Below are 16,798 nucleotides of genomic sequence, written 5' to 3'. Positions count from 1 at the left end.
TGCCTGCGAAGGCGTCCGCACAGCCACCACCTATCGATGCTGTTACCATACCCGGCCGGACGCGGCGCCCTGCTGCGCGCAGGAGTTCGCATGGCCCACCCGTTTGAAACACTCACCCCCGACCTGGTACTCGACGCTGTCGAAAGCATCGGCTTTCTCAGCGACGCGCGCGTTCTGGCGCTCAACAGCTACGAAAACCGCGTCTACCAGGTGGGCATCGAAGATTCCGAACCGCTGATCGCCAAGTTCTACCGGCCTCAGCGCTGGACCAACGAAGCGATCCTGGAAGAACACCGCTTCACCTTCGAACTGGCTGAATGCGAAGTACCGGTGGTCGCGCCACTGATCCACAACGGCGAAAGCCTGTTCGAACACGCGGGTTTCCGCTTCACCCTGTTCCCCCGCCGTGGTGGCCGCGCGCCGGAGCCAGGTAATCTCGACCAGTTGTATCGCCTTGGGCAATTGCTCGGGCGCCTGCATGCGGTGGGCTCCACCCGTCCGTTCGAACACCGCGAAGCGCTGGGTGTTAAGAACTTCGGCCAGGACTCCCTGACCACCCTGCTGGAAGGCAACTTCATCCCCAAGAGCCTGCTGCCGGCCTACGAGTCCGTGGCCCGCGACCTGCTCAAGCGCGTGGAAGAGGTGTACAAGGCCACGCCGCACAAGAACATCCGCATGCACGGCGACTGCCACCCCGGCAACATGATGTGCCGTGACGAGATGTTCCACATCGTCGACCTCGACGACTGCCGCATGGGCCCGGCGGTGCAGGACCTGTGGATGATGCTCGCCGGCGACCGCCAGGAATGCCTGGGGCAGTTGTCGGAATTGATGGACGGTTACCAGGAGTTCCACGATTTCGACCCGCGTGAACTGGCCCTGATCGAGCCCCTGCGCGCGCTGCGTCTGATGCATTACAGCGCCTGGCTGGCACGGCGCTGGGATGACCCGGCGTTCCCCCACAGCTTCCCGTGGTTTGGCAGCGAACGCTATTGGGGCGATCAGGTGCTGGCCTTGCGCGAGCAACTGGCGGCCCTCAACGAAGAGCCCCTCAAACTCTTCTGACTCACACTCGACCTGTAGGAGCCGGCTTGCCGGCGATAGCATCCTCAAGATCACCGCCGCCCTCACTGGCGTATCGCCGGCAAGCCAGCTCCTACAGGGGATGTGGGAACAGGGTCGGGGCCATTTTTCAGCACACATTGCCTGACAAATATCCTTACAATCGCGCTTTGTTAGCTGCCTAAGCAAGGATTCTGCAATGCAACCCGCCAACCCCCGCAAGGGGTACATCCTGGGCCTGAGCGCCTACGTCATTTGGGGCCTGTTCCCGATCTACTTCAAAGCCATCGCCAGTGTGCCTGCCGCCGAGATCATCGTGCACCGCGTGCTGTGGTCGGCGTTGTTCGGTGGTTTGTTGCTCTTGGTATGGAAACACCCAGGCTGGTTGCGCGAACTGCTCGACAACCCCAAGCGCTTGGCCATCCTGGCGCTCAGTGGGTCATTGATTGCGGGCAACTGGCTGACCTATGTGTGGTCGGTGAACAGCGGGCGCATGCTGGAAGCGAGCCTGGGTTACTACATCAACCCTTTGGTGAATGTGCTGCTTGGCATGCTGCTGCTTGGCGAACGCCTGCGCCGCTTGCAGTGGGTTGCCGTCGGGCTGGCCGCGGTGGGCGTGGCGCAACAGGTGTGGCAGGTGGGCAGCCTGCCCTGGGTGTCGCTGGTGCTGGCGTTGACGTTCGGGTTCTACGGGCTGATCCGCAAACAGGCACCGGTCAAGGCGCTGCCGGGGCTGGTGGTGGAAACCTGGATGCTGGTGCCGATCGCCGTGGCCTGGCTGCTGTTCAACCCCACCGCACACAGCGCACAACTCGCGTTCTGGAGCACTTCCGAAGCCTGGTGGCTGGTGGCCGCAGGCCCGGTGACGCTGATCCCGCTGGTGTGTTTCAACGCCGCCGCACGGCATTTGCCCTACACCGCCCTGGGCTTTTTGCAGTACGTCGCACCGACGTTGGTACTGCTGGAGGCCGTGCTGCTGTTTGGCGAACACCTGGCGTCGAGCACGTTGATTGCCTTCGCCTTTATCTGGGCCGGCCTGGTGGTCTACAGCCTGGACGCGTGGCTGACTGTGCGCAAACGCTGATCAAATAACGTACAAACCTCTGCAAGCCACAGCGGGCGTGGCTTGCAGGCATCCACCCCAAGGTTATCCACAGCCTGATCCCCGCCATTTGTGCACAAGCCCTTGAAACTGCTCGTTTTTTGCTCAGCGGGCGAAGAAGCCCGGCCGGCATGGGCTGGCGCCGGGTCTCTACAGGTTATCCACAGGCCCATGCAAGATTTCCATGCATAACCTTGTGGATGGATTATTCCTCGTTGTGCAACTCCACCATCAAATCATCCGCCAGGGTTTCCAGGGACACCTGCAAGTCATCCAGGGATAACGTCGCCGGCACCTGCAACAGTGCCTCGGCGGTAAACAGCGGGTCGCCACTCATGGGCGCCGGGCGCACGTCGGTGCTCAGGCTTTCCAGGTTCACGCCCTGCTTGCTCAACAGCGCAGTGATCTCACGCACGATGCCCGAACGGTCATTGCCCACCAGCGTCATCATGATCGACTTGGAGGCCGACGCCTGCCCGCTACTGCCCTCGCCCACCAGCACACGGATGCCATGGGTGGACAAGTCTTCCAGCGCGCCCACCAATGCCTGACGGTTCTCCGTGGGAACGCTGACCCGCAAGATCCCGGCAAACTGCCCGGCCATATGGGCCATGCGGCTTTCCAGCCAATTGCCACCCTGGGCCGCAATGTTTTGCGCAATGCGTTCAACCAGCCCGGGTTTGTCGGCGGCGATAATTGTGAGTACAAGATGGTCCATGGCGAAATTCCTCAGGGGCATTGTTGTTCTATAGGCGCCGGCTTGCCGGCGATAGCGGCCCGATGATCGCCGCAAGGCCCAAGGGCCTTATCCCTACAAAGTGGACGCACAGGTCCATGAAAACAAATCGTGTACCATTTTTATATTTATCTGGAACAATCCGGTAGTTTTTTGAGAACATCCCGTTCCCCACTGTGACCGAATGTCACAGGTGGGTCGCTAAACGACGTATTTGGTCTGATTTTCACAACCGCAAGTCATCATGTAGTATGCCCAATCGCGCACTACATAACGTTAGGTCGATGTCTGCCAAGGCACCAACGCATCGCGATAACCCGCCAGCCCAGCCGCCTGAACGGCATGTACTGGGGGATCGGGTTCGTGGTTTAAATGGCCAGAGGCTTCATTGGTAAATTGAAAAGCTGAAAAGCGCATAAGCTCCGAAGAGTGAGGCAAGAGATGACTGAACACGTTCAAGTCGGTGGCCTGCAGGTCGCCAAAGTCCTGTTCGACTTCGTGAACAACGAAGCCATTCCCGGTACCGGCATCACCGCCGAGCAGTTCTGGGCCGGCGCCGACAAGGTCATCCACGACCTGGCACCGAAGAACAAAGCCCTACTCGCCAAACGCGACGATTTCCAAGCGCGGATCGATACCTGGCACCAAACCCACGCCGGCCAGGCCCACAACCCGGTGGCCTACAAAGCCTTCCTGCAAGACATCGGATACCTGCTGCCAGAAGCCGCAGACTTCCAAGCCACGACCCAAAACGTCGATGACGAAATCGCCCGCATGGCCGGCCCACAGCTGGTCGTACCGGTGATGAATGCCCGTTTCGCCCTCAACGCCTCCAATGCGCGCTGGGGCTCGTTGTACGATGCGCTGTATGGCACCGACGCCATCAGCGAAGCCAATGGTGCCGAAAAGGGCCAGGGCTACAACAAAGTGCGTGGCGACAAGGTGATCGCCTTTGCCCGCGCCTTCCTCGACGAAGCCGCGCCGCTCACTGCTGGCAGCCACGTCGACTCTACCGGCTACAAGATCGTTGATGGCAAGCTGATCGTCAGCCTCAAGGGCGGCAGCAATAGCGGCCTGCGGGATGATGCGCAGTTGATCGGTTTCCAGGGCCCTGCGGCAGAGCCGATTGCGATCCTGCTGAAACACAACGGCCTGCACTTCGAAATCCAGATCGACGCCAGCACCCCGGTCGGCCAGACCGACGCCGCCGGCGTCAAAGACGTGCTGATGGAAGCCGCGCTGACCACCATCATGGACTGCGAAGACTCCGTGGCCGCCGTCGATGCCGACGACAAAGTCGTGATCTACCGCAACTGGCTCGGCCTGATGAAGGGCGACCTGGCCGAAGAAGTGGCCAAGGGCGGCAAGACCTTCACCCGCACCATGAACCCTGACCGCGTCTACACCGGCGTGAATGGCCAGGACGTGACCTTGCATGGCCGTTCGCTGTTGTTCGTGCGCAACGTTGGCCATTTGATGACCATCGACGCGATCCTCGACAAAGACGGCAACGAAGTGCCGGAAGGCATTCTCGACGGCCTGGTCACCAGCCTGGCGGCGATTCACAGCCTCAACGGCACCAGCAGCCGCAAGAACAGCCACACCGGTTCGGTGTACATCGTGAAGCCGAAGATGCACGGCCCGGAAGAAGCCGCGTTCACCAACGAGCTGTTCGGCCGCATCGAAGACGTCCTGAACCTGCCACGCAACACACTGAAAGTCGGGATCATGGACGAGGAGCGCCGTACCACGGTCAACCTCAAGGCCTGCATCAAGGCGGCCAGCGAGCGCGTGGTGTTCATCAACACCGGCTTCCTCGACCGCACCGGCGACGAGATCCACACCTCCATGGAAGCGGGCGCGATGGTGCGCAAAGCCGCCATGAAGGCCGAAAAGTGGATCGGCGCCTACGAAAACTGGAACGTCGACATCGGCCTGAGCACCGGCCTGCAAGGTCGCGCACAGATCGGTAAAGGCATGTGGGCCATGCCCGACCTGATGGCGGCGATGCTCGAACAGAAAATCGCCCACCCATTGGCCGGCGCCAACACGGCTTGGGTACCGTCGCCGACGGCGGCTGCGCTGCACGCACTGCATTACCACAAGGTCGATGTGTTCGCCCGCCAGGCAGAACTGGCCAAGCGTGAACGCGCGTCGGTGGACGACATCCTGACCATTCCTCTGGCCACCAACACCGATTGGTCTGACGAAGAAATCCGCAACGAGCTGGACAACAACGCCCAGGGCATCCTGGGTTACGTGGTGCGCTGGATCGACCAAGGCGTTGGCTGCTCGAAGGTGCCGGACATCAACGACGTGGGCCTGATGGAAGACCGCGCCACCCTGCGCATCTCCAGCCAGCACATCGCCAACTGGCTGCGCCACGGTATCGTCAACGAAGCCCAGGTGCTGGAAAGCCTCAAGCGCATGGCGCCGGTGGTGGACCGTCAGAATGCCGGGGATAAGCTGTACCGCCCGCTGGCGCCGGACTTCGACAGCAACATCGCGTTCCAGGCAGCGGTGGAGTTGGTGATTGAAGGCACCAAGCAACCCAACGGCTACACCGAGCCGGTGTTGCACCGTCGGCGCCGGGAGTTCAAGGCCAAGAACGGTCTGTAAATGAAAAAAGCCCCGGTCGAAAGATCGGGGCTTTTTCTTTGGGACCGCATCTTCACCAAAAAATCAGGACGCCATTCCCAATTCCCGCTTCACCATCTTCGCCAGCTTCACGCTATCGATCGGCTTCAGCAAGAAGTCCACCACGCTCAAATGCATCGCATCGATCACATCCGGCGCTTCGGCGTCACCCGACATGATGATGATCGGCAACGCCGCCCGTGTGGATTCGCGCACTTGTCGGATCAGTTCCAAGCCATTGCTGGGTGCCATGCGCAGGTCAGTAATGAGCAAACCAATGGAGCTGCTGGACTTCAGCAAGTCCCACGCCGCCTCGCCGCTGTCGGCGGTCATGCAGCGAATGCCGTCCAGCCCCAGGATTTCCGCCAGCAATTCACGCGCGTCCTTGTCGTCGTCGACAATCAACACCCGTTGCGGCGGTAAATCAGGCTCCAGCATCACGGCGCTCAGCGCCTCGCGCTCGGCATCACTCAAAATATCGTGGTCGGACATACGGTTCTCAGCAGTTCTCATCAATCTCCCAGCACACTCGTCAGACATCTGCGGAAGGGCGATCAATGTGCACTTCGTCGGAAAGTTTGCCTAGTGGGCGTTCTACGGGTTTTGGACGATAGTCATGTAAGGTTTTTCCCTAGTCGTGAGTGGTTTTACCAGTACCTAGACTTACGTCCAATGGGCACCCGCTGCGCAGGAGTTGACCATGCCTGACGATAACGACAAAAAAACTGCGGTCACTGTTATGAGTAAAGCTGATGCTTTCACGCAGGCGGGGAAAACCGCCGTGTTGCAGAACATCCACGGCACCCTGCAATTCCTGCAACGCTTCCCACCGTTCAACCAGATGGAACACGCGCACCTGGCGTTCCTGGTAGAACAGTGCCAATTACGCTTCTACGGCCCCGGAGACAGCATCCTCAAGCCCTCGGGCGGGCCTGTGGAACACTTCTATATCGTCAAGCAGGGCCGCGTCGTGGGCGAGCGGCCGGATTCCACCGAAACCACCTTCGAAATCACCACCGGCGAGTGCTTCCCGCTGGCTGCCTTGCTGGGTGAACGAGCGACCCGCACCGAGCACAAGGCCGCCGAAGACACCTTCTGCCTGCAACTGAACAAGCCGGCGTTCATCAAGCTGTTCGCGCTTTCCAGCCCGTTTCGTGACTTTGCCCTGCGCGGCGTCAGCAGCCTGCTCGACCAGGTCAACCAGCAGGTCCAGCAGAAAGCCGTGGAGACCCTCGGCACCCAATACTCACTGAACACGCGCCTGGGCGAATTGGCCATGCGCCACCCGGTCACCTGCAGCCCGAATACGCCGCTGCGCGAGGCGGTGACGCTGATGCATGAGCAACAGGTGGGCAGCATCGTGATCGTCGATGAACACAAGACGCCTCTGGGCATCTTTACCCTGCGCGACCTGCGCCAGGTGGTGGCCGATGGCACCAGCGACTTCAATCAGGTCATAGAAGGTCATATGACCCAAGCGCCCTTCTTTTTAACACCGGACCACAGCGCCTTCGACGCCGCGATCGCCATGACCGAGCGGCATATCGCCCACGTGTGCCTGGTCAAGGACCAGCGCTTGTGCGGCGTGGTGTCCGAGCGCGACCTGTTTTCCCTGCAACGCGTCGACCTGGTGCACCTGGCCCGCACCATCCGCAATGCGCCCCGGGTGGAGAACCTGGTGGCGATTCGCGGTGAGATCGGGCAGTTGGTCGAGCGCATGCTGGCCCACGGCGCGTCATCAACCCAGATCACCCACATCATTACGCTGCTCAACGATCACACCGTGTGCCGGGTGATCGAGTTGACCCTCGCCGAAAAAGGCGACCCCGGCGTGCCGTTCAGTTGGTTGTGTTTCGGCAGCGAAGGCCGTCGTGAGCAGACGCTGTTCACCGACCAGGACAACGGCATTCTGTTCGACGCCAAGGACGCGGCCGAGGCGGCGGCGATCCGTGGGCGACTGTTGCCACTGGCCCAGCAGATCAACCAGAGCCTGGCGCTGTGCGGGTTCAGCCTGTGCAAGGGCAACATCATGGCCGGCAACCCCGAGCTGTGCCTGTCGCGGGCAGAATGGGCGCGGCGTTTTGCGGCATTCATTCGCGAGGCCACGCCGGAGAACCTGCTGGGCTCGAGCATTTATTTCGACCTGCGGGTGGTGTGGGGCGATGAGCGCGGCTGCGAGCAACTGCGCCAGGGCATTCTTGATCAAGTGGCGGACAACCGGTTGTTCCAGCGCATGCTGGCCGAGAACGCCCTGCGCCATCGCCCGCCCGTGGGGCGCTTCCGTGAGTTTGTACTGACGCGCAAAGGCGGTGAGAAAGCCACCCTGGACCTCAAGGTGCAAGGCCTCACACCCTTTGTCGACGGTGCGCGCCTGCTGGCCCTGGCCAACGGCATTCCCGCCAACAACACGCTGGAACGCCTGCGCCAGCTGGTGGCCAAGGAAGTGATCGAGCCCCTGGACGGCGCAGCGTACGAAGAGGCGTATCACTTCATCCAGCAAACCCGCATGCAGCAGCATCAGTTGCAGACCCGTGAGAACCAGCCGTATTCCAACCGCGTCGACCCCGACAGCCTCAACCACCTGGACCGGCGCATCCTGCGTGAATCCCTGCGCCAGGCCCAACGCCTGCAAGCCAGCCTGACCTTGCGGTATCAACTGTGAGGCTGTTCAACTGGTTGCGCCCGAAAAAACCCGGGCTCGATGCAACACAACAACAGCGCCTGGCCCAACTGCCTGCGGCCGGCGCATTGGGCGACGGCGCACTGCACAGCCAACGCTGGGTCGTGGTGGACCTGGAAACCAGCGGGCTGAACCTCAACCGAGACCAGGTGCTGTCCATCGGCGCGGTAGTGATCGAAGACGGCGCCGTGGACTTCTCGCAGATGTTCGAGCGCACCCTGCAACGGGCCGAGACCAAACTCAGCCCCAGCGTACTGATCCATGGCCTGGGGCCCAGCGCCATCGCCGCCGGCAGCGACCCGGTGGAGGCGCTGCTGGATTTCATGGCGTTTGTCGGTGATAGCCCATTGCTTGCGTTTCATGCGCCGTTCGATCAACACATGCTCTGCAGGGCACTCAAGGACAGCCTGGGTTACCGCCTGGCGCACCCGTTTCTCGACGTGGCCGACCTCGCCCCGCTGCTGTGCCCTGATGCGAACATCCGTGAAGCCGGGCTCGACGATTGGACCCGGCACTTCAAGCTGCACGTAGGCGAACGCCATCACGCCAGTGCCGATGCCTTGGCCACGGCGGAGCTGATGCTGATCCTGTTCAGCCGCGCACGCCAACAGCACATCGACACACCGCAGGCGTTGCAAGAGCGTTTGAGTCAATGGAAACGGCGCAAGCAAGCGCCATCGTTTTAATAGCATTGCCCGACAGACGCCAATTGCGCCCATCCGGCGCCTCTGACACAATCGCGAATAATTCTCGTTAGTTTAAACCTTTTGTTTATTCGGTGATGCCTTGTCGTCGGTCCAGAACCCACACAGTGAGCTTGTTGGCGCGTTGTATCGCGACCATCGTGGCTGGCTGTTGGCCTGGCTGCGGCGCAACGTGGCCTGCCCGAGTCGCGCCGAAGACCTGAGCCAGGACACCTTCATGCGCCTGCTGGGCCGTGACGAGTTGCGCGCACCCCGCGAGCCACGGGCGTTCCTGGTGGCAATCGCCAAAGGGCTACTGTTCGACTACTTCCGCCGCGCGGCCCTCGAACAGGCCTACCTCACCGAATTGATGCTGATCCCGGAAAGCGAACACCCTTCGCCCGAAGAACAGCAACTGATCCTCGAAGACCTCAAGGCCATCGACCGCCTGCTCGGCAAGCTGTCGAGCAAGGCTCGCGCCGCCTTCCTCTACAACCGCCTCGACGGCCTGGGCCATGCAGAAATCGCCCAGCGCCTCGGCGTCTCCGTTCCCCGCGTGCGCCAGTACCTGGCCCAGGGCATTCGCCAGTGCTACATCGCGCTGTATGGCGAGCCGCTGTGACAAGCTCCCGGCCGGTTTCGGCCCGTGTGCTGGACGCCGCGATTGCCTGGCAACTGTCCCTCGACTCGGGGGACGGCAGTGCGGTGGAGCGTGAAGAATTCGCCAAATGGCTGGCCAGCGATGAAGAACACGCCCGCGCCTGGCGCCAACTGGGCATGCTCGACCAGCGTTTCAGCGTGGCCTCAGGCCCGGCGCGGGCGGCACTGTTGCAGTCGCGCGAAGGCATTCGCCAGCGGGTGCGCAAGCTGGGCGGCGGCCTGGCCAGTGTTGCGCTGGTGATCGGCCTGGCGTTGTTTGCCGGTGAGCGCTATGTGCCAATCCACTATTGGATGGCTGATCAACGCACTGCGACAGGCGAGCAACGCACGCTGAAACTGGCGGACGGTACGCTGATCAACCTCAACACCCACAGCGCCATTGACGTGCGTTTTGATGAAAAGCGCCGGCTGATCGTATTGCAGGAAGGCGAGATTCTGGTCGAGACCGGCCACAACGACGCCCGCCCCTTCTATGTGCAAACCCGCGACGGCAACCTGCGCGCCCTGGGAACACGGTTTATCGTCAAGCGCGAAGACGACGCCACGCGCCTGAGCGTGCTGCAATCAGCCGTGGCCGCCCAGCCCGAGGCGTTGCACCAGGAACAGATCTTCAAGGAAGGTCAGCAAGTGCTGATGCGCAGCGACGGCCTGGGCCCTGCGCTGGCCGTCACCCCCGCCACCGACGCCTGGACCCGCGGCATGCTGGTAGTGGACAACGCGCGCCTGGGCGATGTGGTTGACGAGTTGAGCCGCTACCGCACCGGTTACCTGGGTGTGGATAAGAACGTGGCGGACCTGCGGATTACCGGCAGCTTCCCGCTGCATGACACCACCCTGGCACTCAATGCCCTGCTGCCCACCTTGCCGGTGCAGATCGAGCAGCACACGCCGTGGTGGGTGACGGTCAAGGCCAAGCCTTAGGTTCGGCGGTGCCTGGGCTATTGCTATCGCAGGCAAGCCAGCTCCCACATTTTGACCGTGTGAACCCAATCAAATGTGGGAGCTGGCTTGCCTGCGAAGAGGCCCTCAAGGCCCTCCAAAAAAATATTTTCACCCCGCCCTATCACTTTTCAATTCTCGTTCGGCACCTAGGCAATTGAGAAATATTTCCATTCAGGAGCCGCCCTATGTCCCGCACGCTAGACACCTTGTTGCGCCCCAGCCTGTTAGCCGTGGCCATTGCCTTGAGCACCCCGCTGGCCAGTACTGCACTGATGGCAGCCGAACAAGCCTCGAACGTGCGCGCCTACAACCTGCCGGCGGCGCCGCTGGCCACCACGTTGAACCAGATCGCCAGCCAGGCCGGCCTGGCGCTGACCCTCAACCCGGCGCTGGCCTCGGGCAAGACCTCGGCACCGGTCAAAGGCCAGTTCGACCCACAGGGCGCGCTGCGTGAAGCCCTGCGTGGCACCGGTTTGCAGCTGGAGCAAAGCAGTGCCGGCACCTTCACCCTGGTTGCGATCCCCGACGGTGTGGTGGCCCTGCCGGAAACCAGCATCACCGGGCAAGACGCCAATTACGAAAGCGCCTGGGGCCCGGTGCAGGGCTACCTGGCGACCCGTACCGCCGCTGGCACCAAGACCGACACGGCGCTGGTCGAAGCACCGCGCTCGATTTCCGTCGCCACCCGCCAGCAGATGCAGGACCGCAACGTCCAGAACCTGGATGACGCCGTCAAATACATGCCCGGTATCGTGTCCGCCAGCTACGGCAGCGACACCCGTTACGACTGGATGCGTGTGCGCGGCTTCGAACCCACTCAGTTCCTCGACGGCCTGCCGCTGCCACGCGGTGTGTACGCCAACCCGAAAGCGGAAACCTGGAACCTCGACCGCCTCGCCCTGCTGCGCGGCCCGGCGTCTTCGATTTACGGCCAGACCCCACCCGGTGGCCTGCTGGACATGGTCAGCCGCCGTCCCAGCGCCGAGTCGAGCAATGCCGTGCAGGTGCAATACGGCAGCGACAACTACCGTCAGATCAACTTCGCCAGCACCGGCAAGATCGATGACGAAGGCCAGTTCCTCTATGGTCTCAGCGGCGTGGTACGGGATGCCGGCACCCAGGTCGATCACATCGACAACAAGCGCTACAACATCGCGCCGAGCCTGACCTGGAACATCGACCCGGATACGAAGCTGACCTTCCTGTCGCAGTTCACTCGCGACGATACCGGTGCTACTAGCCAGTTCCTGCCTATCGTGGGCACCAAAATTCATTCGCCATTGGGCGAAGTGTCACACCACAAGAACCTCGGCGACCCAGACTACGAGTTCTACGACCGTACCTACTACGCACTGGGGTATGCGTTCGAACATCGCTTCAATGACACTTGGCAGTTCAAACAGAACCTGCGCTACACAAAGTCGGAGTTGTCTTTCCAACAACTGACCGTGGGTGCCTATGCCTATGCCCCCGTAGATGCCGCAGGCAATATGGATCGTCTCTCAACCAATGTTGACGAGAACATCGGACAGTTCGCTGTAGATAACAATTTCCAGGCCGACTTCGCCACTGGCGACATCACCCACACCCTCCTACTGGGCCTTGATCACCAGCGTACCGACACCTCTTACTTGTCGATTTACGGAGGCGCCGGACGCGTCAATATCTTCAACCCGATCAACAGCACGCCAGTAGTACGTCCTTTGCGCTCCGATGCGTTTTACGACTACAACCAGAAGACTGTGCAGACTGGCCTCTACGCGCAAGACCAGATGGCCCTGGACAAATGGCGCCTGACCCTCGGTGGCCGTGAAGACTGGGTGCACCAAGGCACCACCTACTTCAATAAAAAAGACGCCACCAATACCGACCGCAGCAAAAACTTCAGCGGCAACGCGGCGATCAGCTACGTATTCGATTCCGGCTTCGTGCCGTACCTGTCCTATGCCGAGTCGTTTCAACCTGCGAGCAACGCCAGCGTCGACCCGTTGACGTCCTACAAGCCCACCGAAGGCAAACAATGGGAACTGGGGATCAAGTATCAGCCACCCGGCTCCAACACACTGCTGAGCGCAGCGGTCTACGACCTGACCCAGAAAAACGTGTTGGTGACCCGAATTGGTTCGGGTAGCCAGTCAATCACTGATCAAGCAGGCGAAGTGAAGGTCAAAGGCTTGGAGCTGGAAGCGGTATCTGACGTCACCGAAAACCTCAAGGTCATTGCCTCCTACACCTTGTCTAAGTCCGAAGTTCAAACAGGCATCTACAAAGGTAATCGCCTGCAACTGATACCTAACCAGCAGGCGTCGTTGTGGACAGACTACACCTGGCACAACGGCGTGCTCGACGGCTTCGGCATCGGCTTCGGTGCGCGCTACACCGGTAACACCTATGGCGACCAGGCCAACACCTGGCTGGGCAAGTCCGATGCCTACACCGTATTCGACGGAGCCGTTCACTACGACCTCGGTCGTCTCGATAACAGCCTCAAAGGTGCATCGGTGAAGTTGAATGCCACGAACCTGTTCAACAAGGACTACATTTCCACCTGCGACGCGTCTTACTGCTACTTCGGCGACCAACGCAGTGTCGTCGCCAGCGCCACCTACCAGTGGTAATCGGCTGAGTTCATCACCAGGCCGCCCCAATGGGCGGCTTTGGTGTGTCTGAAGGTTGAAAAAATGAAAAGCAAAACCATCCGCCGCTGGTCCTTCATCCACACCTGGACCAGCCTGATCTGCACGGTGTTCCTGTTGCTGCTCGCCCTTACCGGCCTGCCGCTGGTGTTTCACCACGAGATCGACCACCTGCTGGGCAACGAGCCGGAACTGGCGCAGATGCCCGCCGACACGCCGCAGCTCAACCTGGAGCAACTGGTGGCCAAGGCCCAGGCCCATCGCCCCGGCGAAGCCATGCAGTACCTGGCTTGGGACGAAGACGACAAGAACGGCGTGATCGCAATCATGGCCGCCACGGCCGGCACCGAACCCAATTCGTCGCACACTTTCATGCTCGATGCGCGCACCGGCGAAGCCGTGGAAACCCCTGCGGCCAATGGCGGGCTGACGCTGTTCCTGCTGCGCTTGCATGTGGATATGTTCGCCGGCCTGCCGGGCAAGCTGTTGCTGGCGTTCATGGGCATTCTGTTTGTGGTGGCGATTGTCTCGGGCACGGTGTTGTACCTGCCGTTCATGCGCCGCTTGAAGTTCGCCACCGTGCGCCAGGACAAGTCCACCCGCCTGCGCTGGCTCGACCTGCATAACCTGATCGGCGTGGTCACCCTGACCTGGGCGCTGGTGGTGGGCGTGACGGGCGTGATCAGCGCCTGCGCCGACCTGATCATCTCCGCCTGGCGCCAGGACAGCCTCAGCGCGATGATCGAGCCGTACAAGAACGCTCCGCCGCTGACCCAGCGAGCCCCGGCCACCGAGTTGCTGGCCATCGCCGCCAAGGCTGCGCCCGGCATGGAGCCGGACTTCATCGCCTTCCCCGGCACACGCTTTTCCAGCGAGCACCATTACGCGGTGTTCATGAAAGGCAGCACCCACCTCACCTCGCACCTGCTCACGCCAGTGCTGATCGACGCCAGCACCCTGGCCGTCACCGCCATCGCCGAACGGCCGTGGTACATGGACGCCATGGGCATGTCCCAGCCGCTGCACTTTGGCGACTATGGCGGCATGCCGATGAAGATTCTGTGGGCGGTGCTGGATGTGCTGACCATCATCGTGCTGGGCAGCGGGGTCTACCTGTGGATCGTGCGGCGCAAGGCGGCCAAGCCATGAAGCCGCGGCAGTCGAGTTTCTGGAAGGTGTTTGGCATTCCCCTCGGGATTGGTGTGCTCAGTGCGGCGGGGTTGTTTGCGGCGTTGCTGGGGGATGGGCTGTGGGATTCGCTCAGCTGGGTGGGGTTGGGGATTCCCACTGGCATTGGCGTATGGGGGTTAGTTAAGCGGCGCGGCTGAGGGCGCTTTCGCGAGCAAGCCCGCTCCCACATTCGAGCGCATTTCATCTGAAAATACGCGGTCGAATGTGGGAGCGGGCTTGCTCGCGAAGAGGCCTTCAAAAACACCCGCAATATCTCTAGGCTAGCCACTGCCCAACGTGAGGTGTACCCATGTCCGCTCCCAGCATGACCTTGTTCCACAACCCCGCTTCACCCTTTGTCCGCAAAGTGCGCGTGCTGTTGATCGAAACCGGCCAGCAGGACCGTGTGGCCCTGCAGGCCTGCATGCCGACACCAGTCGCCCCGGACGCCCAGGTGGTGCAAGGCAACCCCGTGGGCAAGATCCCGGCCCTGCGCCTGGCCGACGGGTCGGCACTGCACGACAGCCGGGTGATCCTCGACTACCTGGACCACCAGCACGTCGGCAACCCGCTGATCCCTCGTGACGGCTCCGCCCGCTGGCGCCGCCTGACCCTGGCGTCGATGGCCGACGGCATCATGGATGCCGCCGTGCTGGTGCGTTACGAGACCGCCATGCGCCCGGTGGAAAAACACTGGGACCAATGGCTCGACGAGCAGCGCAACAAGATCCGCCGCACCCTCGCCGAGCTGGAGCAGGACGCGATTGCCGAGCTGAGCAGCCATTTCGACATCGCGGCGATCAGCGTGGCATGCGCCTTGGGTTACCTGGACTTCCGTCACCCCGACCTGCAATGGCGCCAGGACAACCCCAAGCTTGCCGCCTGGTACGCCGAGGTCAGCCAGCGCCCTTCGATGCTGGAAACTCAACCGCCAGCCTAACGCCCACCACTGATCCCTTGTGGGAGCGGGCTTGCTCGCGAATGCGGTTTTTCAGTAACGGATGCGTTGACTGGCACACCGCTTTCGCGAGCAAGCCCGCTCCCACATTGGGCAGTGGCGTGGTTGAGGTAGTCGATCATCCGCGCCTTCATCTGCTGATCCTCACGCAACCCGATCATTGCACCGCCTCCAGGTCAAACTGCAACGGCTCGACCGCCTTGCGCTTGCCCACGCCATACCAATCCAGCTTGCGCGTCAGCACCATCACCGTACCCAACAGGCCGAACAGCAGCAGCGAGCCCATCAGCAGCGCGTAATCCTCGGCACTCAGCAACCCGTACAACAAGCCATACAACGCCGCCAACCCCACCGAAAAGCCCAGGCCGTGGCTGACGCTGCGCAGCACATGGCACACGTAGAAACCAATCAACAACACACAGGCGCTGGCCGAGATGAAGTAGGCCATGGCAAAGCCGATGTGCTCAGACAACGACAACAACAGCAGGTAGAAAAACGCCAGCGCAAATCCCACCAACGCGTATTGCACCGGGTGCACGGCCAGGCTCTTGAGTACCTCGAACAGGAAGAAGCCGGCAAAGGTCAGGGCGATGAACAGCAGCGCGTATTTGATCGCACGGTCGCTCTTGAGGTACTGGTCCACCGGGTCGATGAAATTGACGCCAAAGCCACGGTTGCTGAAGTCTTTGCAGCCCTGCCCGTCGAGGCAGCTTTGCAGCGCCTGCTCAAGGTTGGTGGAGAAGAATGAGGTTTGCCAGGTGGCGCTGAAGCCCTGGTCACTGACCTCACGCTGGGCCGGCAGGAAGTTGCCGATAAAGCTGGGGTGCGGCCAGTTGGACGCCAGGGTCACCTGGCTGGTCTTGCCCACCGGTACGACTTGCAGCTGTTCGGTGCCTTGCAGGCGCAGGTCGAAAGCGAACTCCACCACGTAGGGCTTCTTGCTGTCTTGCTGCGGCAGCGCCACGTGCACGCCTTCACCCAGCCAATCCACCTGGGAGCCCGGTTCGAACGCCAGGCGCTGGTTGCCCAGTTCCAGCTTCAGCGCGTTTTCGATGCCGCGAATATCGCTGATGCCCACCGCCAGAAACGCCGGTTCGAAGCGGTAATCCGTGAAATCTTCCGTGATGCCCAATTGCGCAGGGACTTCAAAACGTCCGCCGATGCGGGTGTCGGCATGGAACAGCCGCGCCTGGTAGATGCCCCGTGCGCGCAGTTCGGTCTGCACTTTGCCGTCGAGCTCAAATCGATCCGGCAGGAAATACAGACGACCGCGCTCTTCACGGGTTTCTTCGTAGCGTTTGTTGAGCTTTTCATTGAGTTTCCACTCACGCACGGTCTTGCGATAAGGCACCACCATCACCGGGCCGGTGAGGCGCTGGCTGTAGCTGGAGCTGCGGGCGATGTCCATCAATACGCCGTCGCGCAGCTGCTGGCGGTCGCTGATGATGCCGTTGATCATCAGCAACGGAATCAGCAACAGCAGGATCAGCAGCGCAATGGCGCCAAGTTTGAAAAGCAGACTGCGGTTCATG

At 61.5% G+C, this 16,798-nt stretch carries 14 protein-coding genes; 11 read left to right on the top strand and 3 right to left on the bottom strand.

Annotated elements, in window-relative coordinates; genetic code table 11:
- Positions 1-90: 90 nt before the first annotated feature.
- Both HX803_RS09775 and rarD read left to right on the top strand, forming a co-directional pair.
- Positions 91-1,065 carry a serine/threonine protein kinase gene (locus HX803_RS09775; protein ID WP_178920211.1) on the top strand — a complete coding sequence of 325 codons (975 nt, stop codon included), beginning with the start codon at positions 91-93 and terminating at the stop codon, positions 1,063-1,065.
- Between the two features lie 196 nt (positions 1,066-1,261).
- Positions 1,262-2,146: an EamA family transporter RarD gene (gene rarD, locus HX803_RS09770; protein WP_176996646.1), complete on the top strand. Its 885-nt coding sequence runs from the start codon at positions 1,262-1,264 to the stop codon at positions 2,144-2,146.
- 223 nt (positions 2,147-2,369) lie between these two features.
- Here the strand turns inward: rarD and HX803_RS09765 are convergent, their stop codons facing one another.
- Complete coding sequence (locus HX803_RS09765; protein ID WP_178920210.1) at positions 2,370-2,882, bottom strand: glycine cleavage system protein R; 513 nt, start codon at positions 2,880-2,882, stop codon at positions 2,370-2,372.
- Positions 2,883-3,341: 459 nt separating this feature from the next.
- Between HX803_RS09765 and HX803_RS09760 the strand changes: the two genes are divergently transcribed.
- On the top strand, positions 3,342-5,519 hold the full coding sequence (locus tag HX803_RS09760) for a malate synthase G (RefSeq protein WP_178920209.1): 2,178 nt from the start codon (positions 3,342-3,344) through the stop codon (positions 5,517-5,519).
- Positions 5,520-5,582: 63 nt separating this feature from the next.
- On the opposite strand, the gene HX803_RS09755 is transcribed toward HX803_RS09760, so the two are convergent.
- Positions 5,583-6,029: a response regulator gene (locus HX803_RS09755; protein ID WP_058426679.1), complete on the bottom strand. Its 447-nt coding sequence runs from the start codon at positions 6,027-6,029 to the stop codon at positions 5,583-5,585.
- 247 nt (positions 6,030-6,276) lie between these two features.
- On the opposite strand from HX803_RS09755, the gene HX803_RS09750 reads away from it, so the two are divergent.
- The 8 genes from HX803_RS09750 (at position 6,277) to HX803_RS09715 (ending at position 15,248) form a co-directional block, all read left to right on the top strand.
- Complete coding sequence (locus HX803_RS09750; protein WP_178920208.1) at positions 6,277-8,199, top strand: putative nucleotidyltransferase substrate binding domain-containing protein; 1,923 nt, start codon at positions 6,277-6,279, stop codon at positions 8,197-8,199.
- Positions 8,196-8,903, top strand: coding sequence for a PolC-type DNA polymerase III (locus tag HX803_RS09745; protein ID WP_178920207.1), 708 nt, complete (start codon positions 8,196-8,198; stop codon positions 8,901-8,903). Before HX803_RS09750 ends, HX803_RS09745 begins: the two co-directional genes overlap by 4 nt.
- Positions 8,904-9,003: 100 nt before the next feature.
- Positions 9,004-9,522: an RNA polymerase sigma factor gene (locus HX803_RS09740; protein WP_178920206.1), complete on the top strand. Its 519-nt coding sequence runs from the start codon at positions 9,004-9,006 to the stop codon at positions 9,520-9,522.
- Entirely contained in the window at positions 9,519-10,481 is a 963-nt protein-coding gene (locus tag HX803_RS09735) for a FecR family protein (protein ID WP_178920205.1), read from the top strand. The genes HX803_RS09740 and HX803_RS09735 overlap by 4 nt, the downstream gene beginning before the upstream one ends.
- A 206-nt stretch (positions 10,482-10,687) precedes the next feature.
- Positions 10,688-13,120 (top strand): TonB-dependent siderophore receptor, encoded by a 2,433-nt coding sequence (locus HX803_RS09730; RefSeq protein WP_178920204.1) that lies wholly within the window; start codon positions 10,688-10,690, stop codon positions 13,118-13,120.
- A gap of 63 nt (positions 13,121-13,183) precedes the next feature.
- Positions 13,184-14,287, top strand: a complete 1,104-nt coding sequence (locus tag HX803_RS09725; protein ID WP_178920203.1) for a PepSY domain-containing protein — start codon at positions 13,184-13,186, stop codon at positions 14,285-14,287.
- Positions 14,284-14,466 carry a hypothetical protein gene (locus HX803_RS09720; protein ID WP_178920202.1) on the top strand — a complete coding sequence of 61 codons (183 nt, stop codon included), beginning with the start codon at positions 14,284-14,286 and terminating at the stop codon, positions 14,464-14,466. Before HX803_RS09725 ends, HX803_RS09720 begins: the two co-directional genes overlap by 4 nt.
- Positions 14,467-14,618: 152 nt before the next feature.
- Complete coding sequence (locus tag HX803_RS09715; protein WP_178920201.1) at positions 14,619-15,248, top strand: glutathione S-transferase; 630 nt, start codon at positions 14,619-14,621, stop codon at positions 15,246-15,248.
- A gap of 175 nt (positions 15,249-15,423) precedes the next feature.
- On the opposite strand, the gene creD is transcribed toward HX803_RS09715, so the two are convergent.
- Positions 15,424-16,797 carry a cell envelope integrity protein CreD gene (creD, locus tag HX803_RS09710; protein ID WP_178920200.1) on the bottom strand — a complete coding sequence of 458 codons (1,374 nt, stop codon included), beginning with the start codon at positions 16,795-16,797 and terminating at the stop codon, positions 15,424-15,426.
- Position 16,798: the final 1 nt, after the last annotated feature.

It is taken from the genome of Pseudomonas sp. P7548 (genome assembly GCF_013386585.1).
In the GTDB taxonomy this organism is placed as follows: domain Bacteria; phylum Pseudomonadota; class Gammaproteobacteria; order Pseudomonadales; family Pseudomonadaceae; genus Aquipseudomonas.
Note: the sequence above shows the minus strand (reverse complement) of the source record. Positions and strands in the feature narration are given on the sequence as shown.